The 24,602-nt window shown below is 58.5% G+C and carries 16 protein-coding genes and 1 pseudogene; 7 read left to right on the top strand and 10 right to left on the bottom strand.

What is annotated here, in order from left to right; genetic code table 11:
* Nucleotides 1-22 precede the first annotated feature (22 nt).
* The 3 genes from asd to LAP85_07235 form a co-directional block, all read right to left on the bottom strand.
* Complete coding sequence (gene asd, locus LAP85_07245) at nt 23-1,084, bottom strand: aspartate-semialdehyde dehydrogenase (GenBank protein ID MBZ5496183.1); 1,062 nt, start codon at nt 1,082-1,084, stop codon at nt 23-25.
* 212 nt (nt 1,085-1,296) lie between these two features.
* Entirely contained in the window at nt 1,297-1,599 is a 303-nt protein-coding gene (locus tag LAP85_07240; protein ID MBZ5496182.1) for a 4Fe-4S dicluster domain-containing protein, read from the bottom strand.
* 345 nt (nt 1,600-1,944) lie between these two features.
* On the bottom strand, nt 1,945-2,991 hold the full coding sequence (locus LAP85_07235) for a glycosyltransferase (GenBank protein ID MBZ5496181.1): 1,047 nt from the start codon (nt 2,989-2,991) through the stop codon (nt 1,945-1,947).
* An 88-nt stretch (nt 2,992-3,079) separates the two neighbouring features.
* Between LAP85_07235 and LAP85_07230 the strand changes: the two genes are divergently transcribed.
* Nucleotides 3,080-5,098 (top strand): hypothetical protein, encoded by a 2,019-nt coding sequence (locus LAP85_07230; GenBank protein ID MBZ5496180.1) that lies wholly within the window; start codon nt 3,080-3,082, stop codon nt 5,096-5,098.
* Here the strand turns inward: LAP85_07230 and LAP85_07225 are convergent.
* The gene (locus tag LAP85_07225; GenBank protein ID MBZ5496179.1) at nt 5,091-5,888 is read right to left on the bottom strand and encodes a class I SAM-dependent methyltransferase; all 798 of its coding nucleotides are present in this window, start codon (nt 5,886-5,888) and stop codon (nt 5,091-5,093) included. The two genes, LAP85_07230 and LAP85_07225, sit on opposite strands and share 8 nt — an antisense overlap.
* Nucleotides 5,889-6,235: 347 nt before the next feature.
* Between LAP85_07225 and LAP85_07220 the strand changes: the two genes are divergently transcribed.
* Nucleotides 6,236-8,512 (top strand): hypothetical protein, encoded by a 2,277-nt coding sequence (locus LAP85_07220; protein ID MBZ5496178.1) that lies wholly within the window; start codon nt 6,236-6,238, stop codon nt 8,510-8,512.
* A 27-nt stretch (nt 8,513-8,539) separates the two neighbouring features.
* Here LAP85_07220 and LAP85_07215 read toward each other — a convergent pair whose 3' ends face one another.
* Nucleotides 8,540-9,676, bottom strand: coding sequence for a glycosyltransferase family 4 protein (locus tag LAP85_07215; GenBank protein MBZ5496177.1), 1,137 nt, complete (start codon nt 9,674-9,676; stop codon nt 8,540-8,542).
* 247 nt (nt 9,677-9,923) lie between these two features.
* Here LAP85_07215 and LAP85_07210 point away from each other — a divergent pair, with 247 nt between their 5' ends.
* Nucleotides 9,924-10,607, top strand: a complete 684-nt coding sequence (locus LAP85_07210; protein MBZ5496176.1) for a glycosyltransferase family 2 protein — start codon at nt 9,924-9,926, stop codon at nt 10,605-10,607.
* Between the two features lie 94 nt (nt 10,608-10,701).
* Here LAP85_07210 and LAP85_07205 read toward each other — a convergent pair whose 3' ends face one another.
* The 3 genes from LAP85_07205 to LAP85_07195 all read right to left on the bottom strand — a co-directional run bounded on the left by LAP85_07205 (nt 10,702) and on the right by LAP85_07195 (nt 13,909).
* Nucleotides 10,702-11,817, bottom strand: coding sequence for a DegT/DnrJ/EryC1/StrS family aminotransferase (locus tag LAP85_07205; protein MBZ5496175.1), 1,116 nt, complete (start codon nt 11,815-11,817; stop codon nt 10,702-10,704).
* An 82-nt stretch (nt 11,818-11,899) separates the two neighbouring features.
* Nucleotides 11,900-12,676, bottom strand: coding sequence for a glycosyltransferase family 2 protein (locus tag LAP85_07200; protein ID MBZ5496174.1), 777 nt, complete (start codon nt 12,674-12,676; stop codon nt 11,900-11,902).
* A 342-nt stretch (nt 12,677-13,018) separates the two neighbouring features.
* Nucleotides 13,019-13,909 carry a hypothetical protein gene (locus tag LAP85_07195; protein MBZ5496173.1) on the bottom strand — a complete coding sequence of 297 codons (891 nt, stop codon included), beginning with the start codon at nt 13,907-13,909 and terminating at the stop codon, nt 13,019-13,021.
* A gap of 239 nt (nt 13,910-14,148) precedes the next feature.
* Here LAP85_07195 and LAP85_07190 point away from each other — a divergent pair, with 239 nt between their 5' ends.
* Nucleotides 14,149-15,150: an aldo/keto reductase gene (locus LAP85_07190; GenBank protein MBZ5496172.1), complete on the top strand. Its 1,002-nt coding sequence runs from the start codon at nt 14,149-14,151 to the stop codon at nt 15,148-15,150.
* A 14-nt stretch (nt 15,151-15,164) separates the two neighbouring features.
* A complete protein-coding gene (locus LAP85_07185; GenBank protein ID MBZ5496171.1) occupies nt 15,165-16,262 on the top strand; it encodes an amidohydrolase family protein in 1,098 nt (365 codons plus the stop codon).
* Between the two features lie 216 nt (nt 16,263-16,478).
* On the opposite strand, the gene LAP85_07180 is transcribed toward LAP85_07185, so the two are convergent.
* Complete coding sequence (locus tag LAP85_07180; GenBank protein ID MBZ5496170.1) at nt 16,479-17,783, bottom strand: hypothetical protein; 1,305 nt, start codon at nt 17,781-17,783, stop codon at nt 16,479-16,481.
* A 409-nt stretch (nt 17,784-18,192) separates the two neighbouring features.
* Here LAP85_07180 and gcvT point away from each other — a divergent pair.
* A pseudogene (gene gcvT / locus LAP85_07175) lies at nt 18,193-20,844 on the top strand (glycine cleavage system aminomethyltransferase GcvT).
* A 268-nt stretch (nt 20,845-21,112) separates the two neighbouring features.
* On the opposite strand, the gene LAP85_07170 reads toward gcvT, so the two are convergent.
* Complete coding sequence (locus LAP85_07170; GenBank protein MBZ5496169.1) at nt 21,113-23,563, bottom strand: BamA/TamA family outer membrane protein; 2,451 nt, start codon at nt 23,561-23,563, stop codon at nt 21,113-21,115.
* Nucleotides 23,564-24,034: 471 nt separating this feature from the next.
* Between LAP85_07170 and gcvH the strand changes: the two genes are divergently transcribed.
* Nucleotides 24,035-24,424, top strand: a complete 390-nt coding sequence (gene gcvH, locus LAP85_07165; GenBank protein MBZ5496168.1) for a glycine cleavage system protein GcvH — start codon at nt 24,035-24,037, stop codon at nt 24,422-24,424.
* Nucleotides 24,425-24,602: the final 178 nt, after the last annotated feature.

Genomic DNA, 24,602 nt, shown 5'->3' with positions numbered 1-24,602 from the left:
AATGCAGCACGTCCTCTTTTGTTTACACAGAATCCTCCAGATATCCCTGGGCCTTGAGCAATTCGGCATTCAGGACAGATGCGCCTGCTGCCCCTCGGACGGTGTTATGTCCCAACAAGGTAAACTTGAAACCCAGAACCGGGCAAGGACGGATTCGGCCCACCACGGCGGCCATGCCGCACGCCAGGCCGGCATCAATCCGAGGTTGCGGGCGGTCCGGTGCGTCCATCACCAGAATGGGCCGTTCAGGCGCGCTGGGAAGGCCCAGCTGTTGCGGCAGGCTGGAGAAGCCGCGCAGCAGTTCCGCGATCTCCTCTGCCGAAGTCCTGGCCGCCAGCTTCACCGAAACAGACTCGGTGTGCCCATCCTCGACAGGGACCCGGTTGCACTGGGCGCTCACAAGGAAATCAGCAAGATCGACGGTCTTGCCGTTGAATCGCCCCAGGATCTTGCGCGTTTCGATCTCCATTTTCTCTTCTTCACCGCCGATATAGGGGATTACGTTGCCGAGGATGTCCAGGGCGGGAACGCCGGGGTAGCCGGCGCCGGAGATCGCCTGCATTGTCACCACCATCACCTGCTCGACGGTGAACGCCCGGTGGAGAGGGCCGAGAGCCAGCGCGAGAAACATGGTTGAGCAGTTCGAGTTGGTGACGATGTAGCCGTGCGACTTGCGGTTTTGACGTTGTTCCGGGATCAGCCCGAGATGCCCGGCGTTCACTTCGGGAATGATCAGCGGCACGTCCGGGTCGAGCCGGTGGTTTCTGGAGTTGCTCAGCACGACATAGCCGGCCTGAGCAAAGCTGTCCTCGATCGGACCGGCAATCCCGGCGTCCAGCCCGGAAAAAACGAGGCGACACTCGAGATCCGCAAGGCAGGGGCGCAGTTCGAGATGCCGCACGGCATCCGGAATCGGCGTCGATTGCTTCCAGGCCACCACTTCTTCATAGGGCCGTCCGGCCGAGCGCTCGGAGGCCGCTAACTCGGCAACCTCGAACCAGGGATGATTCTCCAGCAACCTGATGAACTTCTGGCCGACTGTTCCCGTGGCCCCAAGGACGCCCACCGGTATTCTTGCAGCCATCGCATTTCCTCACCACCCAATATCCAGATGGAATTCTCGCACACGCTCAGAGAGGCAACAAGGCCGTCCGAATTTTGATTCTGAACTCTTACCTGAATGCCGAATCGGGCCTTTCAATCCAAAATCGCAAAGGTCTATCCAAAAAAGAACAGGGACTATCGCCCTCGGAGGGCGGGTAGTCCCTGTTCCAAGCGCTGGAGCTGCTGGAAAACCTAAAAGGTTTTGTCCGGATGCAGAACTTTCGCTTTCGACAGAAGCTGATCCTTGGACTCGGTGTGATTCGGGTCCGCGACACAGGCATCCACGGGGCACACGGACACGCACTGCTTTTCGTCGTGAAAGCCCACGCACTCGGTGCACTTGTCAGCAACGATATAGTAGTACTCTTCGGAAAGGGCCGGATGCATCTGGCCGTTCAATTCGTACTCCTCACCGCCGGCGTAGATCGCTTTGTTGGGGCACTCGGGTTCGCAAGCGCCGCAGTTGATGCACTCCTCGTTAATGTTGTACGACATGTTCTTGGGTCCTCCGCAAATTGATTACGTTTCCTTGCTTCTATATGGGCACTCTCTCGGTGGCACTCTTGATTTCCGCCCGGCGATTCGGACAGACGAGCCTTAACCGCGATTGGTCCTGAAGATTCGCACGATAATTTAGTGGTTTCCCAGCCAAATGCAAGCGCGAAATATAATCTTAGACTATCCTGGCGGGAAATCAATCCCCGAGACGCACGCGGCCTGCGTTTTTCCCACGGCCGCTCTCCCCGGCAGCGGGACGGAGCAGCCAAACTCTGAACCCGGTGCACACGAATCTGTTTGCCCCCGGTCGCAGCAGCCGTTGAGTTTGCGAAGGCCCGGGGCCTAGCGACGCTGCCGGACTATGACATTGTGGAGTTCCTTGAAGCGCCAATTGACGGCGTGGAGAATGATCCCGAGAAATGCCAGGATCGAGGCCAGCAAGACCAGCCCCACCGCCAGGATCGCCAGGGGAAATCGCCTGACCTCGGTGTAGCCGCTCTGCACAAAACCATAGATCGGCGGAATGCCGGCCAGAATTCCCAGGGCTAAAACGAGAAGCCCGAGACCGCCGAAAAAGGTCAAGGGTTTGAAGTTACGAAAAAGACTGAAGAGCTTCCAAAGCACACGCAAACCGTCCGGCAGAGTGCGCAGTTTGGAAACACTCCCCTCGGGTCGGCCTCGGTACAGGATCGTGACTTCCATCAACTTCAGCCGGTAATAGAGCATTTGGACCGTCAGTTCGGTCTCGACTTCGAAGCCGGACGAATCCACGGGAATGCGCTGGACGACCTTGCGATTGAAAGCACGGTACCCGCTCATGATATCGGTCAAGTCGGCATGAAAGATCCTGTTGATCAGGTTGCATACCAGGCGGTTGCCGAACATGTGCAGAGGCCGGAAGCTCCCACCGGCGAACTGCGTGAGCCGGGCGCCGACTACCATGTCGGCTTTTCCGGATCGAACCGGGTTGAGGAGATCGTGGACGCTCTCGGCAGGATAGGTATCGTCCCCGTCTACCAGAACATAGAGATCCGCGTCTACGGTGTCGAGCATTGAGTCCACCACGTAACCTTTGCCCTGCCGCGCTTCCGAGATTACACGGGCCCCGTGCTCGCGCGCGACCTCAGCACTGCGATCGGTGCAGCAGTTGTCGAATACATAGATGGCCGCGCCAGGCAGCTGAGCGCGGAAGTCCTCGATGACCTTGCCGACAGTAATTTCCTCGTTGTAGCAGGGAATCAGGATCGCGAGTTCAGGCTTGTCTTTCACGGCAGCCGCAATACTACTTATTATCCCGCTTGATGCCAAGCCCAGAATGGGTCGCCGGCATCGGGTCCGTCCCCGTGCCGGACATTCTGTCGCGGAGCCTGGCCTCCGGCGGACGGTCATGTTTCGTTTGTCAGGTTAGTGGCTGATGGGCTATATTCCCCTCGCTCCGCAGAGTCGGATCAATAGGCTGGGCAAGTGTGACCGCGAGATGAAAACGAATCGATTTTTTTGTGGTGCGCGCAGGCTATTGCTGCTCGCGGAAGCCGATGCGCCAGAAGAAAAGCAAGCGACCGGCTCATACTGGCCCGTTTTGTTGCTCTCGATGGCCGCGTCGGCAGGTATCGCCGTCGCGCTCGGGCAGGACGCGAGCTGGGATGTTCTGAATTACCACTTTTACGGCGGCTATGCCTTTCTCCATAAGCCCCTCAATTACGATTTTGCCCCGGCCCAGGTGCAGAGTTTCTTCAACCCTCTTCAGCACGTCCTCAGCTACCTCATGCTCGAACATCTGCCCGGCAAGGTTGCGGTTGCGCTCCTGGGCGCCATCCAGGGGCTCAACTGTTATCTCGTGTTCCAGATCGCGCAGGTGCTGTTCCGGAGCTGGAAGAACCCGCTTCGATTGCTGCTCAGTCTGAGCTGTGCCGCGGCCGGGTTCTATGGCGCTGTCGGCATCGCCGAGCTCGGCACCACGTTCGGCGACAACCTGGGCAGCCTGTTGATCCTGGCCGGACTGCTCTTGATCATCCGCCATCTCATGCTGCGCAGGGCTTTGGCTCCGGTTTCGATCGTTCAGCTTGCAATCGCAGGCGTAAGCATCGGATTTGCGTTCGGGCTCAAGCTTACGGTTGCCACTTATGTCGCTGCCATCCTCAGCTCCTTGACCGCGTGCCTGCTCACCTCGCGACACCGCGTACGAATGCTGGCGGCCTTCGGCTGCGGCCTGGCCATCGGATTCATAGCCGCGTATGGAATTTGGGGGATCAGCCTCTATCGCGAATACGGGAATCCCGTTTTCCCTTACGCAAACGCCATCTTCCGGTCTCCCTATTATGATCTGGAAAATGTATCGGACACTCGTTTCCTGCCGCAGACCTGGCAGCAGACACTCCTCTATCCTTTTTATTTTGCCAGGAAGAACCACCTGGTCAGCGAAATGGACTTCCGCGATGTCAGGCTTGCCTTCTGCTATGTTGCGCTTGTCCTGCTGGCGGGAGCCGGCCTGTTTGGTTTATTCAGACGAGGCGGCAACACCATCAATCGGGACCTCCCCCGGCAGCGTTACGTGTGCCTGCTGTTTCTTGCCCTCGTCTTTGCCATTTCGTATGTGATCTGGGAGCATCTCTTCTCCATCTATCGCTACCTGATTGTCCTGGAGTTGCTCGCACCGACCTTCCTGGCACTTGTCCTGGCCCACTTCCTCCGGAGAAAGTCGCTGGTTTTTGTGTTTTCCCTGTTTCTGAACCTGATCCTCTGTAAGAGCATGATTCCCCCAGATTATGGGCGGCAGAAGTTCGACGACAACTTTCTGAAGGTCGAAATTCCGCCGTTCCATGCCCTGGACAAGTGCATTGTGTTGATGGCCGGAGAAGAAGCGACATCCTATATCGTGCCGCATTTCCCATCGGGCACACGCTTCGTGAGGGTTTCGTCCAACTTCCTTTTCGTGGGCCGGAACCCGAATCTTGGCGAGAAAATCCGCAAGATGCTGGCACAATACGATTCCGCGCGCACCCTGGTTTATGTCGCCAACGCCGGGGAAATGGATGTTGTGCGTAACGCGGTCTTCTATTACGGGGTGACACTTGACACAGAGTCATGCCGGGAAGTGCGCTCGCGAGCAGAAAATCGCGGCTATCTCTGCGGGGTAAGGTCCGTATACAAGCCCGACGCTGTGAAACCGATGCCCGGAGCCGGGACCGGGCCGGTGTTTCGGAAACTCGCTCATGTGGGATTAGAGGTCACCCCGTCGCGGGCAACCGCAGGCAAAGATACCATCCAGTTTCGCGTAGTCGGCCTGAAAGCCAGAGCAATAGACATGCTTTACACTATCGATGGCGAGTCGATGCCCCCTTTGAGAAACTGGCCCCTCGATGCCAGGAGGACTTCTCAAATCCCGGTTGACACAGCCACCAAAAAGGGATGGTATCACATCATAGGAATCCGCGATTCCGTTGCCCCGAACCCGGACAGCTGGATCGAAGTCAACGTGCGCGTGGTGATCAAATAATCGTCGTTCGGCGCCTTGTTGTCCCTCGCCAAAGCTTTTTCCAGAACGGCATTTTTGGCGGGGAGTGCTGCGCTCCGGGGCTGAGGGTTTCCACCACCTTCTGCAGCTTCGCCGCCCAAGCACTCCGGGTTTCAAACTCCCGTTCCAGGAAGACCAGGCGCATATATTCCCGAAGGAAAACCGGACACCAATCTCCAAGCCTGCGGATGTGCGCGATGTTCTCCGGATGCGGATAGGCCGGCTGTCCATCCGCGGGCGACAGGATTACCTCGTATTTGCGATCGCCGAGGAATTCCGCGTTGCGACCGATCGAGGTTGCCAGATGCGCAAGACTCTTGAGAGAGTAAATGCTGATGTGACCACGCCGCAGCGGATCAATGTAATCCCGCTCGGGATCATACTTGTCGAGATATTCGCGCGTGCTGGTGTTGATGAGTATCTTTCCTTGGGGTTTCAACAGCGCGCCGAGCAACGAAAGGATCCGCCCGGGATGCTCGAGATGCTCAAAAACTTCAATCGTGTATATCGCGTCGAAATGTCCCGGCGGGTACTTGCCCGACAACGTCTCTAGATCACAGCGGTGCAGGTAATCGGTTTCCACAAAATCGGCAGACAGATCGACGCCCACAGCGTTTAAACCCAGCTTCTCCCGCAGCAGTTGGACCGTGAGGCCCAGACCGCATCCGAAGTCCAGAATGTTCTCGACCCTGATCGTCGAGAGGTAAAGGAGTTCAAGCGCACGGATGAAGCTGTCTTCGCTTTCCCGCCGCAGGGCTTCGGCACGCTCCATCTCCCAGTATCCGTGGTCATAAAAACTCCGGTTCGAAGCGCCTGGGCGATCATGCTCCGGCCGGTGAAAGAGGAATTCGCACTGGCTGCATTGAAAATAGGGGCAGCCGTCTTTTGTGAGGGCAAGCGAAGAGCCCGACCGGCAGATTGGACACAGTATGGCGGTTGGCACTCTGTCGCCCCCTATGTTGGTTTTTCAGGACTCCGGATCCGGAAATCTATTGCCAATTCTCAATTACTTTCTAACATATAGTTGGCGTAGAGGTAACCATATTAGGACATTCCCATTAAGGCGGTGGCCGTTTTGGTTCCGGCGGCCAACGGGCGTGGTGGTGCGTGAGAGATCGTTTGCGTGAGAAACAGTTGCTGTTCCCGGACGGCGGTGTGCAGTCGTTTCGGGCAATCCCAATGGCTGAGATGATGCTCCTGGCTCTGCTCCTATCGGCCGAGCTGTGGATTTTCTCGGGTTCGTTTCACAAATTCTTCACTCACGACAGCCTTTTTTACATGACCCATATCGCGCACTCATGGGAACAGTTCCGGCCGTTCCTGCTCGCCCCTTCCGAGGAGATGTCGTATCGGCCCCTCAACCTGGCGGTCGTCGCCGTCCTCAGCCCGTTCCTCGGTAACAATCCGCACCCCTGGCATTGGGTCCCGATCTTCTTTCACCTGGCAAACACGCTGCTGTTTTACCTTCTGGCAAGAAGAATTCTGACGAATTCGACCGCCGTGCTTGCGGCCACGGGATTCTGGGGTCTCCATTCCGTTGCCGGCTGGATCACCTATGACATCACCTACCTTTCGGACTTCTTGCTCGCGTTTCTTCTCCTGCTCTCGATTGTCCTCGCAGTAGAGGGGAGCTTGCGCAAGTCCCGCCTGCTGGCCGCCGCTTCGTTGATCGTTTTCACCCTCTCCCTCTTGACCAAAGAGGCCGCAGTCACTTTCCCCTTGGCCATTTGGATCTCACTGGCTCTTGCACACCTGCGCACGTCGGAGGAGACCGCTACCCTGAAGCATGCGTTGAACGCCTTCAAGAAGGCCGTTCCGCTGATGTCATTTTTCATATTGATCACCATCGCCTTCGCTGCGCTGTTCGGATACTGGTTGATCACAGGGCGCACTTATGCGCAAGGCGCACAATCTGCCTATCACATCAACCTTCTTTCAAACCTGGTCGCCAAGACAAAATACCTCTATTGGGCTCTGAATTTCCCGGACGCTCTGAGCATTCCCAACGCCGCAAGAAACCGTGCGCTGGCACTCGGCGGGATGGGCTGCCTGTTGCTGCTATGGGGTCTGGATGTCCTGAGGCGTCGGGGAAGACTCGCAGTCATTGAAGGGGCTGGACTCCTTTGGTTTGCCGGATTGAATGTGCCGGCATTGCTTTTGTCGCACCGTCTCGCCAAATGGTATTTGTATCTGCCGCTGTTCGGCCTGGCCCTGGCATTTGGTGTTCTGGCCGGGAATTTGCGCTCCTTTGCCCCCGCCCGGCTTCAAAGGATCGCCGGTCTTTTTATCCCGGTGTTCCTGGTTGCGCCGATCTTGTTTTCATCCCGTGTTCAGACCATGAGTTACGTAGCCAAGTCGGATTCCGTATATCAATCCGACCTGCTGCAAGCCTGTCTGGCCGATTTTCAGGAAGCGCATCCTTCCCTGCCTCCTCGCGCCACCCTGTTTTTTCTGCCGGCCTTTGAAGAAGGAGTCTCCGACCTGCTCTCCGTTGCCCCGATCAGTCGCGGGGAGCTCTTCCAGATGTATTACCCGCACACGCAGATACAGGCGATGTTCGCCCATAAGGGCGACCGGCTGCCGCAGAACATCGGCGCTCGTTCCGACATGATCGTGCTCCAATATCTCGATCGTCACCTCTACGATGTAACCGGTTTCTTCACAAGCACCGGAAAGATGGTGCTCTATCTGCTGCCGACCTACGAAGGCCAGGTTGCTCCCCTCCTGAAGAAGGAGCCGGCCGGCGGAAGAATGCTCCAGCAGGAATACGTCCGGATGATGTTTGGAGATGAAGGGGCACGGCTGCCGGAAGATTACCCCGCACGGCGTGACATCTGGATCCTGCAGTACATGGCGGGACGCTTCACCGATGTAACGGACTACTACAAGGGGAGGCATACGGATCGTTCCCGGCGAGTGATTAAGGGACTCGAAGACATCCGCTCCAGTGTCGACCGGGCAGAGTACTACCCCAATTATGAACACTTCGGAACTCCGACCGGGGCTCCGGTCTTTTTCCCGACCCCGGAAAAGGAAATCCTTACCCAGATCGGAGGCTCGGAAGCAATCATTCCGCTTCATGGTATTCCCGGTGGTTCGCGACTGCGGTTCGATGTTTCGTGGATGTTCGAACAGGGAGACGGCGGGTGGGCCGAAGCCGCCTTACGCCTGGCGGGGAAAGAAACCGTCCTCTACCGTGAACATATGCAGCCCGATCCCAGGAGAAGAAGCTTGCTTTGGAAGGAAGTCCGCATCGATTTGCGGCGCTTCGAAGATCAGGAGGCGGATCTCGTCCTGAAATGTTACAACGACCGGGGAAAAAACACAGTTGCCGACTGGTTAAACTGGAGAGACATTGTCATTGAAAGCATAGGAAATCCCGGACAAAATCCTTGAAAACGCAAGATTCAGCCATGTCCTGACTTATGCTTGCCGGTAAGCCGCAACCGCTTCCTCCAATACCTCCAGCAGAGCGGATGTGTAGTTCGCCATATTAAACGTTCGCCTCGACCAGTCCTTTGCATTCTCCCCCATTTCACCTAAAAGAAGCCGATTACGATAGAGCGCTTCGATCTTCGCGCCCAGGTCCTCCCCATCACCAGGCTTATAGAGAAATCCGGTGACGCCATCCCGGATCAATTCGCTGGTGGCGGCGCCGTCGGCACCCACCACGGGTTTCCCCAGCTTCATGGCTTCTATCGTCACCCGTCCGAATGCCTCGCTTCTCGAACACACCAGGGCGACATGCGATCGGGCGAAGTGGACAGAAGGATTCTCCGTGAAAGCGACAAATTCAATCTGTTCCCCGACGCCAAGCTCTTTCGCCAGGCAGCGCAGAAAACGGCCGTAGTCCAGGTTCTCGTTCCCGACGAGAGAAAGGCGCACTTTGAGCCCTCTCTGCGCCAGCCAGGACACTGCCCTTACTGCATCCTCCTGCCGCTTCCCGGGGCAGATTCGCCCCACGAGGCTCAAACGGAAAGGATCCTTGCCTGCTTCCACCTGCTCCAGCGGCCCCGCGATCTCGGCCGCATAATAGATCAACCGAAGCTTGGATTCAGGGATGCGGGGTCGAAATTTGGCAAAAACAGCGCGGGAATTGACAATTACCCTGTTTGAGAGCCTGTTGATGCAGGAGAGACTCAGGAAATTGCCGAAATCGAACGCCAGCCCGTGATCCTCGAGGCCGAACTCGTGGATGTGCCAGACGTGAGGAATGCCGGCCCACCGTGCAGCGAAAGCCCCAATGGGAACTGCAAGAGTGTTCGTTATCACGACATCAGGTCGGAGCTGCCGGAGCAGGCGCGCGAGCCTGCGCGCTGCCGGCACGTTCCGGCAAAGCCGTCGGAAGGGCAGCCGGAAGCGCGCGTGCATCCACCAGCGGTAGGGGATGACTGTCACGGCTACATTCACGCTTTGCAGGCGCTCGGCAAGCCGTCCGGGCGCAGGCACAACGACACGAACTTCGTGGCCCTCTGCAGCCAGACCTCTGGCCCCCTCCCATAAGCAGAGTTCGGCCCCGGCACTCAGGCTCTCGCTGTGGGAAATCCAGACGACTCTCATGTATCCAGGTCCACCCGGCGATCTTGATCACCAAATCTCTGCCAAGCGATTCGTGCACGGCCATACTACGAACAGTCCGGTTAATTGGCAAGCAAGAGGGATCGTGCCGACTATGAGGATAAACGCCGATAATCGCTTGCGCGCGTCTGCAGTCATCCGCAGTCCCGTTTTTGAGGCTTGCCCCTTTCACGCCTGTTGTATACTGAGCCACCATTACTTGGGACTCAACAAACCGTGCGGAGCCGACATGAAACTCTCCGTTGTCGTACCGGTCTACAACGAGAAAAAAACCGTTCTGCAGATTTTGGACAGAATCCGGAGAGTGGATCTTCCCAAGGAGATCATCATCGTTGATGACTTCTCTACGGATGGCACGCGTGTGATTCTCCAGGGATTGCCCCCTTCTGATGATTTGAAGATCATCTTCCAACCTGAAAACCGGGGGAAGGGTGCGGCATTGCGCCGCGGATTTGAAGCGGTCTCGGGCGACATCGTCGTGATCCAGGATGCCGACCTCGAATATGATCCGGCCGAATATCACGCGTTAATTCAGCCGATCCTCGCGAATAAGGCGGATGTTGTCTATGGTTCCCGCTTCCTGAGCGGCCCCCACCGTGTGCTGTTATTCTGGCATTCGGTAGGAAACCGTTTCCTGACAACGCTATCCAACATGCTGACCGATCTGAACCTCACGGATATGGAAACCTGCTACAAAGTCTTTCGCGCAGATGTACTGCGCAAGTTGAGGTTTCGGGAAGACCGGTTTGGATTCGAGCCGGAATTCACCGCCAAGGTTGCCAGAAGCCGATGCAGGATTTATGAGGTCCCGATTTCCTACAGCGGCCGTGATTACTCGGAAGGCAAGAAGATCGGCTGGAAGGACGGAATCGCCGCCGTCTATTTCATCATCAAGTACCGATTCATGGATTGATTCGGCATGCCGGGATCATCAGGAGCGGAAGATCGAACGGGCTCTTTCGAACAGCACCTTGGGTGACCGCGCAGTATTCCTTTTCATCCGGAGACTACATTTTGAAAAACCGGCGCACGATTTGGATCGTGTACTGCAACTCCTCATCCGTGAGCTCCGGGTAAAGCGGGAGCGAGAAGATCTCGCGTGCGGCTTTCTCCGCGACGGGAAATTCCTGGCCCGCGAGCACAAACTGCTTCAGCGCAGGTTGCTGTGGAAGCGGGGCAGGATAGTGCACGAGCGTCTCTATCCCGTGGTCCATCAGGAAGCGGCGCAGGGTGTCACGCCGCGGAGTCCGCACTGGGTAGAGGTGGCGGTTGGGCAGGAAGCCCGCCGCCACGGGCAGGACGGTGAGATCCAGATCTGCAAACGCTTCATCGTAACGGGCCGCCCGCCGCCTCCGCACCTCGTTCCGCGTTTCTAATCCTTCCAGCTTGAGCCTGAGCACGGCAGCCTGCATTTCGTCCAGACGCGAGTTGTAGCCGAGCAGTTCATGGTGATAAGCGCGGCTCTGTCCGCCGTGCCTGAGTTTCTTGACCCGAGTTGAGACAGCTTCATCCGCTGTGACTACCATTCCCGCATCGCCCAGAGCCCCCAGGTTCTTGGTGGGATAGAAACTGAATCCGGCCGCCAGGCTCAGGGTACCAAGAGATGCCCCCTTCCATCGAGAGCCATGTGCCTGGCATGCATCCTCCACTATGGTCAGATGATATTTGCGCGCCAGTTCCGCGATCCCATGGAGGTCGCCGACGTGTCCGTACAAATGGACAGGAAGTATCGCCCGAGTACGCCCGCCGATCAACGGCTCGATCCGGCCTGGATCGATCTGAAGGGTGGCCGGATCAACATCCGCAAAACGAGGAACGGCCCCGGCCCGGCAGATCGCCAGGGCGCTGAAAGCCGCTGACAGAGCAGAGGTAATAACCTCGTCGTTTTTGCCGGGCTGAATGATCCCCGCGGCCTCGAGCGCGAGAGTGAGGGCGTCCGTGCCGGATGCGACCCCCACGGCGAAGGGAACCTTCAGGTACCGGGCAAACTCGGTTTCCAGCGCCTCCAACTCGGGGCCGAGTATGTACCGGCCGCTCTTCAAGACGCGCGCGATCGTCTGCTCTATCTCCGCGCGACAGCGCTCGGACTCACGCTTGAGTTCAAGGAAGGGGACAAGCATCATGCCTCATTGCGAAAGAAAGGGGCGTTCCGCTGATTTTCGGCAGGCGCGCATGGCGCAACGAATATGCGCATCTGTGCGCGATTCAACGGGGAAGGCCGGAATCCCGGATGACCGCTCCCAGATCCCGCAAGGGGTCACTGCGCAGGCGCTCGCGGCGCACCACGAGCTTCCACCAGGCGGTAAAGAGTTGAATGAAAACTCTGCGGAGATGCCTGAATCTGAAGAACTGGCTGCTCCCGGAAGAGCGGTGGTAATGATGCACAGGAACTTCGACGATCCGGCATCCTTCGTCCTGAAACCTCTTCACCATCTCGATGCAGATCACGCCGCTGTCGCATGTAAGTTGGGTGCGCGCCAGAAGACTCCGCCTGAACAACCGAAAGTCACAGTCCACGTCCCTGACGTTCAACCGGAACAACAATCGCATAAGATGACGATAAATCAGGCCGGCAAGGATTCGGTGTCTGGGATCGGATCGGGAGATTTTGTAACCATTGACCACATCCACACCATCGCGGAAGGCATTCAGGAGCTGCGGCAACTCTTCTACGTCGTACTGGCCATCTCCATCGGTGTAGAAAATCAGATCCTTGGAACAATTTGCGAAGCCTGTGATCAGGGCGGCACCGTAACCTCGGTTGACTCCGTGGTGGATCACCTTGAGGAACGGATATTCCCGTGCCAGGACGTGCAGCAAGTCTGCGGTCCCATCCATCGAGCCATCATCCACGACCACGATTTCGTAGTCGTCCGTCAGCTTCGGCAGCAGCCAGGCCATCGTATGAATGATTTTGCCGATGGAGCCTACGTCATTGCAGGCAGGAAAGAAGGCCGAGATGGAATGCGGCCGCTCGTTCATTTTTTAAACCCCGCTATTCAAGTTTCGTTTCAAGCTCGCATCATTTTTTAGCACATCCTCCGCCTAAAGGTAATTAAATTAATCTTAAGAAAGCCATGTCCGTTTTGAGAGCCGGACGCGACGGGGTGCAGCCTTGCCGCGGAAATGGTTCCCCTTTCGGCGCAGGGATTCTCTAAGGGTGATGAGTTCGCTCAGTTCTATCCCGGGCAACATAAAGCGGGAATCGTCCCGGGCAAGAGCTGGCACCTGGCGGATGCCGAAGCAAGGCGCTCACCGCTCGCAACCACGGAATCGCAAAAAATGGCTTCCCACGCCGGATGTTTGTTCAGTCGTCGGTCGTCATCATTGCCTGATCGCCAGATCGCTGCGCAGCACGAAGCTGAAGCGCTCTTCGGGCTGAAACTTCACTTCCTTGCCCTTGGTGGCCAGAACGGTTGCGGTACCGGCTCCGCCGCCGACGGCGGCCCCGATGGCCGCGCCTTTTCCCCCTCCGGCAATTGCGCCGATGATCGCGCCCAGACCTGCACCGATGCCGATTTTGGTGGCGTCCTGCTTTGTGGTTTTCTCGGCTTCGAAAGAGAGCGTGTTGGTCTGGATGGGATAGGATGCTTCACCGACAGTGATTTTGGTCAAGGTCATTGACAGAGCGGCGCGACCTTCCACGCGTCCGGACTGCTTCACTTCGATCAGTTTGCCTGCAACCGTGCTGCCTTTGGGCACGATTACCTTCCCATCAGCCTCCAGGTCCTGGTTGAGGGTCGCCTTGAATGTGTCGCCTGATTTATTCTCTGCGGAATTGATGGGGTCAACCAGGCTGATTTCGAATCGTGTGCCGGAAGGAATCACTATCGGCTTCGGCGGTGGTGGCGGCGGGACAACTGCTGCAGGCGCCTCACTGACCTGTTTGGGTGCCGCCGGCGCCGCGGCAGGGGGAATAGATTCCGGATTGGCGCCCACAGCAGGCGCTGCCTTCTTGGTTGCAGCACCACGCGTAGTTGAGCGCTGTCCGGCCGGGGGACGGGTAGCCGACTTTTCGGCTCCCGCCTGTGCCGCCGGGGCTTCCGGCTTAGGTGCAGGCTCTGCCGGCTGGATCTGCGTGGAAGGCTGTTGGGCAGCGGGCTGTTGCGCCGGCGCCGGATTTTGCGTTTGGGTTTCGTCTTTTTTTGCTCCACTGCAGGCGTAAAGAGTTACAAGCAACAGAATGGGCAGAAGAAATGCACCCCGTCGAAACATGGCATCCTCCTTGCGAGCTGATGTCGCAGCAAATGATATCCGCCAGGCTAAACTTTGTCCTCTCTAATATTATCCGACCATGCCTTCGATAGTTAGTGCCAGAATTCACAAATCATGACGAATCCAAACGCCCCGTTTCATGGCCGAGATTTTTAATTGCAACTGCCGGATGAAACACCTATCTTTGAACCACGTCATCGGCACACCGACATGCTTGATCCTGCAAAGGAGGAAGGACTATGACCCGCATCTCGCGCCGCACGTTTGTTGCCAATACCGCCGCTCTTGCAGGCGCCGGGCTGCTAGGGCAGCGACGGCCGCTCCCGCCGGACTCCGCGCCGGAAATCCCTCGCAGGCCATTCGGAAATACCGGAGTTGAGGTTACCATGGTGGGCCTCGGCGGCGGCAGCCGTTTTTTCATCCCCGTGCCGGATGATGAGCACGGCGCAGAGCTTGTGCGCCGGGCCATCGATCGCGGCATCCGATTCATCGAGACAGGTGCAAATTACGGTGACAAAAATGAGAGCGAGGTGCGCATCGGCATGGCCATGAAGACGCGCCGGTCTCAGGTCTTCCTGGAAACCAAGGTGGACGCGCGCGATTACGATGGAGCCATGCGCGAAATGGAGCGCAGCCTGAAGCTCCTGCAGACCGACAAGCTCGACCTGGTGCTGCACCACAACCTCAGCCGGGCGGCCGAGATCGACCGGCTGCTGGCGGAAAACGGCGCCGATCGCGCCATTCGCAAAATGGTCGATCAAAAGGCGGTCCGCTTCCGCGGCTTCTCATGTCATGCTCCGCAGTTGCTCCTGGACGGCATAAAAAGAATCGAGCCCCAGGCAATCCAGGTCATCGCGAACGCTACGCGTGTCCCTGATGTTGAGTCGGAGGTCCTGCCGCTGGCAAAGGCGCGCGGCATCGCCGTCGTCGTCATGAAATCCTGCGGCAAGGGCTATTTTCTGCCGCACAACTTTACCAAGCCGGACCGCATTGATCAGTACGGCCCGCCGGCAGGCGTTTTCGAGCGCACAGACCTGCCCACGGCGCGGGAGTACCTCCATTACGCGCTCACGCTGCCGGTGGCGACCGTGGTCATCGGCATCGACTCGCTCGAGACCCTCGATGCCGTGACCAGAGACATTTCCGGGTTCAAACCATTGACCGCGGCGACCATGGCGTCGATCGCCGACAGGGCGCAGGTTTTCAGGACGACCGGCTTCTGGATTCCAGGTCGCGGTTGAAAAGGGGGTGAAAGATGAGATTCGCATCGTGGCCTCTCTGCAGCCTTGTCATGGCAGCTTCCCTGTATGCAGCTCAGGACAAGCCGGTCGTGATTCAGGCCGATACCATGCTGGATGGCAAAGGCGGCGTGGTTCGTAACACCGGCATTCAAATCGAAGGCGCGCGCATTGTCAAAGTCGGGCCGGGTGCGCCCGCAGGCTCCACCATCTACGACCTGCGGGGCTTGACCGTGCTCCCCGGCTGGATCGACACCCACGTTCACCTCGACTGGCATTTCGGCCTCGACGGGCGGTATGCAACGAGGGATTCGGCTTCGCTGACAATGGCCTGCGAAGCGGAGAACGCATACGCTACCCTGATGGCCGGCTTCACTACCGTGCAATGCGTGGGCGCAAATATCGACAAGGACCTGCGCGACGTCATTGCGCGCGGTGTCCTGCCCGGGCCGAGGGTGTTGACCTCCCTGGCAGCATTGACCAGTCCCAATATGACTCCGGACCAGATCCGGGAATATGTCAAGAAGACCGCGGCCAATGGAGCCGACCTGATCAAGATCTTCGCCTCCAGGAGCATCCGTGACGGCGGTGGCCAGACCCTGAGCGCCGAGCAGATCCAGGCAGCCTGCGGAGAGGCCACCAGGCGGGGTCTGCGCACGTTGGTGCACGCGTATGGCGACGATGCCATCAAGGCCTCCGTCCTGGCGGGATGCACCAGCATCGAACACGGCACGCTCGTCAGCGAGGAGATGCTCAGGCTGATGGCGGAACATGGCACCTATTTCGACCCGAACATCGGCCTGGTCAAGCAGAACTACCTGGAGAACAGATCCCACTACCAGGGTATCGGCAACTACAACGATGAGGGCTTCGCAGCGATGGAGAAAGCCATTCCGGTCGACCTCGCCATGTTCAAGAAAGCGTTGGCCATCAAGGGTCTCAAAATCGTTTTCGGGACCGATGCTGTGGCCGGCGCGCACGGCCGCAATGTGGAGGAGCTGATCTACCGGGTCCAGAAGGGAGGCCAGGATCCGATGGCAGCGATCATCGCCATGACCTCGCTGGCGGCCCAATCGCTGAAAGATCGGCACGATCGCGCCGAACATGGAGGCTGATATCGTCGCCGTCGAAGGGAATCCGCTTCAGGACATCACCGCGCTGCGCCGGGTCGCATTCGTGATGAAAGGCGGCAGGATCTACAAAAACACGCGTCTTAAATAGCGGCGCGGCCAAAGCTCCTGCACGCCGACCAAGACCGAACGGTCAGCGCCGGTCAGCGTTTTCCCGCGTCCAAAACTGCATTTTGGTCGCACATTCACGAATAATCCGCGCTAGACGGTGAGGACCGAGCGGCCGGCCTTGCGCAGGTAAAGGATTTCTGCAATGAAGGCTGCAGTCAGCGCGATGACTGCCGTCTCCGCGCCGGGGGCGTGCATGAGAGCCGCTGCCGCCACGATAATTGCCGTCACTCCCAGATTGAGCCCCATTCCCCAATAGATCGTTTTGGTGGAGTGGGCCGCCATGAGCAGACCGCGCAGCCAGCTGTGGATCGAATTGATGAAGGGGAGCGCCAAGGCAAGCACGATGGCGGGAATCACAAAGCGTGACAGGTTCGCCGGGAGGCCGGCAACGTAGTAGATGTAGATCCTCGACAGCGGTGTTGCCACTACCAGCAGCATGGCTGCCGAGCATGCGATGCCGATCCTGCGGCAGAACGTCCACACCGCCCCCTTGAGGCGGCGCTCGGTAACCAGGGCGATGACCGCCTCCGGCAGTGCGAAGGTCGGGCTGCGGAACAGAAACACAATTCCCCACACAACGGGCCAGGCTGCAAGGTTCTCCTCGGGGTGCGGCATGCGCGCCAATCCGGCGCCAATCAGCGGCTGGGCAAGGAGGGTCAGCAGGGATGTCGCCGCCAGCGGCGCGTGGTAGCGCAGGACATCCCACATGCCGAAGACATCGGTGCTCCGCTCCGGCCCGCCCGCCAGGACCCGTTTTACAGTCGGCCGCACCACGCACGCAACGAACGTGGCCTCCGTCGACACGCCGGCCATGAGCGCGATGCTGCCCACGCAGGCGCCGGGTAAATGAGTGACCAGCGCGAGCAGGATGCCCGTCCCCGCCGACCCTGCAAGACGGGCGGCGGTCCCATATCCGATCGAGCGGGTTTGCCCGTGGCGGATCATGACGCCCTGGTAGAACCGGCGCACGCCGATGGCCGCAGTCCAGAGCGTCATGATCCTCATGCCTGGCTGTGCGGCGTCGGCGATGTCCGGCGGGATGCCCATGAGCGAGCGCACGACCAAGTCAAATACCGGAGTGAAGGCCACCAGTACTGCAGTCGCCGTGGCGAGTACGTTGATCCAGATCATGAAGCGACGGAGGGTGAGATAATTGCGGGCACTCGTGGAGAGCGCGGTGCTGGTGGCAAGCAGCATGATAACCGGGCTCTCGATCGCGATCTCCAGGCTCATGACTATGCCGAAAGCAGCGAGTTGTGTCTGCATGTCCGGCAGGCGGGCGATCGCTGCCTGAAGCACCGGCACCTCCGCACCCATCAGCAACCAGCTGGCAGCGAGCGGGACCCAGAACAGGAAGATCTGCCGCTGCGTTGATACCGACGCCGGTAAGGTCACAGCTCCTCCATTTCCGAACGCAAGACATTCTCACAAATCCCGGCCTTCTCCAAACAACTTTCTTGAGGTTTTCAAGTCTCGGAGTCTCCACCGGACATGAAAAAAAAAGGCCCTGACACGGATTATTCGTGAATGTGCAGCCAAGGTGCAGTTTAGGAGGCAGGAAAACGCCGACCGAAGCCGACCGATCGGTCCTGGTCGGCGTGGAGGAGCTTTTGCCGCGCCGCAGCGGCCAGGGATCCAGGCGGTCCGGCCTGCGTCTGCTCTTTTTGATTGCGCTGACCTGGTTTCAGGATGATCATTACAAGTTTATTTCCGCCGACGGCTTCGGCTGCAGTCGGCCTTGTTGGTAGAATTCAGGTATCCTAAAAACCTTTTTCGAAGCAGAGGAGACAAGACCGTGACGGCGAGTAATCTTAACAAGACCCCGTTAAACCAATGGCACCGCGATCATGGGGCGAAAATGGTGGATTTCGGCGGATGGGACATGCCGGTGCAATACGAAACCGGCATCATCCAGGAGCATATGGCCACGCGCAAGTTCGGCGGCTTGTTTGATGTCAGCCATATGGGCCGGTTCCGTTTCAAAGGCGCAGACCGGATCCCATTTCTGCAGCACGTCCTGTCCAACAACGCGGAGGCGCTCGAGCCGTGGCAGGCCCAGTACACACTGGTCCCGAATGAGAACGGAGGCCTGGTCGACGACGCGTATCTCTACCGTTTTGGTGAAGATGATTACCTGCTCGTGGTAAATGCATCCAATGCGGAAAAAGACTGGCACCATTTTCAGGAACAAGCCCGCAACTTTCCCGGCCTGGTGATGGAAAACCACAGCGAGAAACTGGCGATGATTGCCTTCCAGGGTCCACTCGCAGGGCTGATCCTGGAGGAGCTGATCGAAGGAGGCTCGCTGCCGAAGCCGTTCCGCAATGCACTGTCGCGGGCGGCGATCTCCGGCACGGAAATTCTTATCGGGCGCACGGGCTACACGGCAGAACCCATTTGCCTCGAGCTGTTCGTGCCCGCGGATCAGGCCGTGAAGATCTGGTCAAAGCTCTGTGCAGCAGGCAAGGACCGGGGCGTACTCCCCATCGGGCTCGGCGGCAGGGACACGCTTCGCCTTGAAGGCGGACTGCCGCTCTATGGCCATGAATTCGGCATCGACACGGAAGGCAAGGAAATACCGGCTTTCGCTTTTCCGCTCACCAGCATCGCCGTCAGCTTTTCCGACCGCAAAGGCAGTTTCATCGGCCGCGAGGCTTTGGCGCGCCAGTTCGAGGAAGTGAAAAGGCTCATGGAGGGCATCTATGAATCCTCCGATGTCCTTCCGCGCCGGATCCGGCCGGTGGCCATCGTGGACAAAGGCGTGGCGCGCCAGGGAGATCAGGTGTTCATGGGGGACAAAAAAGTGGGGATGATAACCAGCGGCACCGTAGCCCCCTACTGGAAATTCGAGGGCGAAGGTTCCACCATGAGGATCACCGACGAAACGGAGCGGCGGGCGGTGGCCATGGCTCTGATGGACGCAACCTTGATGCCCGAGCAGGAGGTCGAAGTGCTGGTCCGCGGGCGCCGCATGAAGGCCCGCATCGTCCAATGGCACGGAAGGTCGGAGGCACCGCCGTACTTTCGCCCGATTCCGGCGAGCTGGCACAAGCCGGAGCGCGCGCCGGCGGTGGGCGAAGGTCTCGAGAAGGCCCGGCGGCTGCTCCGAAAGGCGCTCGAGAACCACGAGTGGCGCCAGCGCCGCTGCATCAACCTGATTCCGTCCGAGATGACACCCTCCCCGCTCGTGCGCATGCTTCAGGTGTCGGACCCGGTAGGGCGCTACGCCGAGCACAGGGAATTCGCGGCTTTTCTTGACCAGGAAGTCTTCTACTATCAGGGCACAGATTTCATTGCCTGGGTTGAAGACCGGCTGATGGCCGAAATGGCGCAATTCTTGGGCTGCCCGCAGGTGGAGGCCCGCGCCATCAGCGGCCAGATGGCTAACATGACCGTGTTCAGCGCCATGGTGGATTACAGAAACCGGATCGACCGCCGCCGCGAGCCGGGGCGCATTCGCCTCGCCATGAACAATCACATCACCTACGGCGGGCATTTGAGCGCTCAACCGATGGGCGCGCTCCGCGACTACATTGCCAAGGACCCGGTCACCGAGCGCTTCGCCGTGATCAACTTCCCCGTGTGCGCGGACAATCCCTTCAAGATCGATGTGGCCGAAACGGCGAAGATCCTGGACCAGGTCAACCCGGAAATCATCATCTTCGGCAAGAGCATGGTAATCCATAAGGAACCCGTCGCTGAAATCAGGAAGCTGGTCAAGGACCGAAAAGAACCGCCGATCGTCATGTACGACATGGCGCATGTCCTTGGATTGATCGGGCCTCATTTCCAGGAACCGTTCAAGGAAGGCGCCGATGTCGTAACCGGCTCCACCCACAAGACGTTCTTCGGGTCGCAGCGCGGGGTGATCGGAATGAATGTCTCGGAGAACACCCCGGAGTTCGAGCTGTGGAATGCGGTCCGGCGGCGGGCGTTCCCGGGCATGACCAGCAATCATCATCTGGGCACGTTGCTGGGGCTCCTCATGGCGGCAATCGAAATGAACGCGTTCAAGAGTGAGTACCAGCCTCAGGTGATCGCCAATGCCAAGGCTCTGGCGTGTGCCCTCAAGGAACAGGGCCTCGATGTGGCCGGCGATCCGGCCATCCGCTATACCGACACCCACCAGGTCATCGTCAAAGTCGGCTACGCTCACGGGTGCGATGTAGCCCGGAACCTCGAGCGCAACAACATCATCGTAAACTACCAGGCTGTTCCGAGTGACGAAAGCTTCACGGCCAGCTCCGGACTTCGTCTGGGAGTTTCCGAGATGACCCGATTCGGAATGAAGGAGAAAGATTTCCGCGCGTTTGCAGCGCTCTTTGCAGACGCCGTCAGAGGCAAGAACGTAGCGGAGGAAGTGGCCAGGTTCCGGCAGGGCTTCCTGAAGATGCGCTACTGTTTCGACGGAAAGGATATGGAGCAGCAACGGACCAAGCTGCTGGCGACTTTCTAGCCTGATTTATTCGTGAAGCAGAACCGCACACCCGTGAAAAGCAGCAGAATTGGACGCGGGTAAACGGAGGCAGGAGCATTTGCCGTCCTGCTTGCCCGGAAAAAGCTCCTGCACGTCGACGAAGACCGAACGGTCGGCGCCGGTCAGTGTTTTTCCGCGTCCAAAACTGCATTTTGGTCGCACATTCATAAATATTCCGGACTAGAAAGCACGCTGAAGAAGGCAGATTGGAATCTGCGTCCGTCAGCGTGCGTCTGTGGTTTGCCGGCTAGAACAGGTCGCCGAGGGCAAAGTGGACCGAGCCGCGCGGGTCCACGAGGCGCAGCAGCGAGCCTTTGTTCTGAATGAGTTGGTTGAGCCGCAGGGGATTCCAGGAAAAAATCAGGCGCGCAGGCTGACGAATCACCGGAAGCTGCAGGCGGAACTCCCCGCCGACCGAAGCGCGCAGGACCCGGCTGGATTTGTCAATCAGGTTCGAACTCGTATCCGGATCCACATTTCTCTTCGACAGGCCGCTCCACCCGAGGTCCACAAAGGCAGCGGCGCTCAGCGGCCCCTGAATCGGGACGCGATACTCCATGGAGAATCCCAGGACGGTATCGGCGCCCACCGGGCTCGGGGAGACCTCCGTTCCGGTTGGCAGAGCCCAGGCGGTCATAGCGCCGCGCGCAAACCCGCGCACGATCTCATCGCCTGGATAGAAGCGCCGATCCAGCGTCAGGGGCACACCGTTTTGCGGACGCGTCATCGCGGCCTGGAAACGGAAGGCAAAGGAATTCCTTCCCTGCGTAATGGGATCGTTCACGTACTGGGAAAAACGGTAGGACTGCGCGGTCGAATCGACCGTCCGGAGCAGAGTAGTACCCGCCCAGGAATTCGTGAATGCGAATCGAGTGCCGCGCGCCGCGGGCCCTGTTCCCTTGGTTGAGTCGAAGACAAAGGTAGGCGAAAGTTCCGTTCTTCCCTGTACAATGTTTTGCGCAGCAGCACCGGCTGAAGCGTCTTGCGACAGCGAAAGCCGTTCGAACTGCGCTCCCAGACCGACCTGAACCTTTGAAGTTACCGGATAGGCACCGGACAAGGCCATGCCGGTGGAACGACGCCGGAGGACCTGAATCAGATCCGTAGCGTTCGGCACGACACTCGCCACGTTGAAATTGGTCAGCCGATGGAAGACCGACAGACCCAAGGTAAAAGGAAGGCCGAGAAAACGACTGCCGATGATGTCGAGCACCATGTTGGATTGCGCTGCGCCGCCGTCCAGCTGCAGGGAAAGCGATTCGCCCAGCCCCAGCAGATCGAATGCGCTGTATAGTATTCCCAGATACCCTCCCCCGATACCGCCGGTCCCGCCTGTCCCGTAAATCCCCTGCCGCTCCTTCTCCTTGATCTTGAATGTAACGTCCAGCTCGTCGGTTTTCTCGTTCATATCCAGGGCTACGTCAGCGCGCCTGACCTCCTGAATCATCCCGCTCCGGTTGAGACGCTTGATGCTCTGATCCAGCTTTGCCGAATCGAAGATCTCCCCTTCGCGCACCACCACTTCGCGGCGCAGAAATCTTTCCCGCAGTCGTGTGTTGCCGCTGAATTGGATTCTGCCGATCACGATCGGATCTCCCGCATAGATCCGGTACAGGGCGCCGACCGTGAGCTCCGCGTCGCCGATGTTTTGTTCGAGCATCACCTGTGCCAGCGCGTAGCCTTCGTGGCCCAGGGCATCCACAATCTTCTGGCGCGTCGCTTCGAGCAGCGACGAGTCATAGGGGCCGGGCACCTTGACGGCGGCGAGGATCTCAGCCACCTTTGCAGCAGCAGATTTCGCGCTCCCGTCGCTGCCGACCGACACCAGCCGGTAGCCCGGCCCCTCGACAATCGGGATCAAAAGCGCCAGTTTCTGTTTCGATCCGCCTATTTTCGGCAGAGGCACCAAATATCGCCGCGGGAAATCCCGGGCAACCATCTCCGGCGTGCCGATGCTTGCGGCGGCAAAACCTTGCGACTGGTAATAGCGACGGAGGCTGTCCAGATCCGCGTTGACGTCCTCGGCCACATACGCCCCCCGCAGCCAGGGCGCAAAAAATGGAGCGGGACGCGTGTACTGCAGCTGCTTCAGCAAATCGCCGGATGGGATGGATCGGTTACCACTGAAGCGGACTTCCCCGACATCCAGATTAGGGCCCGCATTGATGCTCAGCTTGAGCCGCGCGGTGCCTTCTCTCTCCTCCTCCGTAAGCACGCGCACCTGCGCAAACGGATACTTGTGCATCCGCAGGTAGCTGCGCACGAAATTCGCCGCCTTGTTCGCCGCTCCGGGACGAAAAGGCGTTGCGGGCTGCATCAAGAGCTTCTGCTGGCCCAGCAAACGCCGGATCTGTTCCTGTTCTCCCTCGCTCACACCTTCGATCACAAACTCTGAGACAAAAGGCTGCTCGCGCACCCGATAGATGACGTCGATTCCCCCTTCCCCAGCTTCCTGCGTCTGGATCTCAAGCGATTGAAATACTCCCAAGCCATAGAGAAAGTGCATATCTGCGCGGGTTCCGGCCTCGTCGTACAACTTGTCGGGGGCAGCAGAGACGTAGTGGAGAATCGTGGCCGCAGGGATGCGGACGTTGCCGCGGACTTGCACGCTGCGGATTGTCAACCGGGGCGAAGTCTGGGAAAATAGATGAGGAGCCGCCAGTAACAGGCAACTCAGGAAAAGAAAGCGTCGAATCATCACTGCCTGACCTATATCTTATACTCCGTCACTCTGCGCCAGTTCCAGTATATCTTCACCGTCTCCCATCTGCCAAAAAACGGCCCCGAACCATAACGGACGAATCCGTGCAAGAAACCGCAGGCAGCTCTCTCTCGCGGGCTCACTCTGATGCAGGTTGCGTGGTCACCTTTGCCTGCTGCTTTTTCTCCCAACTCCTGACTGCCCGTCACATTTTTATACTATAAACCCTGTGTTTTCAGTATGTTCATGGAATACATTGAGCTTGACTCCACCCCACAAGAGTGTTAGATTCCGCATGCACTTTTTCGCTCCTTTGGAAAGGTAAGCTTCAGGACAGGGTTCAGTGTTATTATCCGTGGAAAGCCGGTGAGGCCCGGGGTGTTCCGACGCCATTTTGCTGGAGAGTAACGAAGTCCTGAGTCGGCCCTGCAAGGGCTCATGCATTCAGTCACAGCGGAGGTTTACCCTATGTACCCCGAGGAAAACCTGTATACAAAAGATCACGAGTGGATTCACGTCCAGGGAGATGTGGGAATCGTAGGCATAACCGACTACGCCCAGCATGAATTGGGGGACGTGGTCTACGTGGATCTGCCGGAGGTGGGAGACACTTTTGAGGCTACAGAACCTTTTGGCTCCGTCGAATCGGTCAAGGCGGTCTCCGAGGTGTTCAGTCCCGTCAGCGGCGAGGTTCTCGAGGTCAATGCAAAACTGGAAGACAATCCGGAGCTTGTCAACGAGTCGCCCCATCAAAAGGCCTGGATGATCAAGATCCGAATCTCCAATCCGGAAGAACTCAAAGAGATGCTCAGCGCGGAGGAGTACGAAGAATACCTCCAGGAGTTGTCCGGCAGCTGAGCAGGCCGCGGTCGGAACAGGTTCAAAAACAGCGCCGCCGCCCCGCATGGTGGGGCGGCGGATCCATTTCCTCGTTTTCGCACTCCTTTAGTCTGGATCATTCATAAATGTGCGACCAAAAGCGGTTTTGGGCGCGGAAAAACGCTGACCCTCGCCGACCGTTCGGCCTTGGTCGGCG

This window comes from Terriglobia bacterium, from assembly GCA_020072565.1.
Taxonomy (GTDB): domain Bacteria; phylum Acidobacteriota; class UBA6911; order UBA6911; family UBA6911; genus JAFNAG01.
Note: the sequence above shows the minus strand (reverse complement) of the source record. Positions and strands in the feature narration are given on the sequence as shown.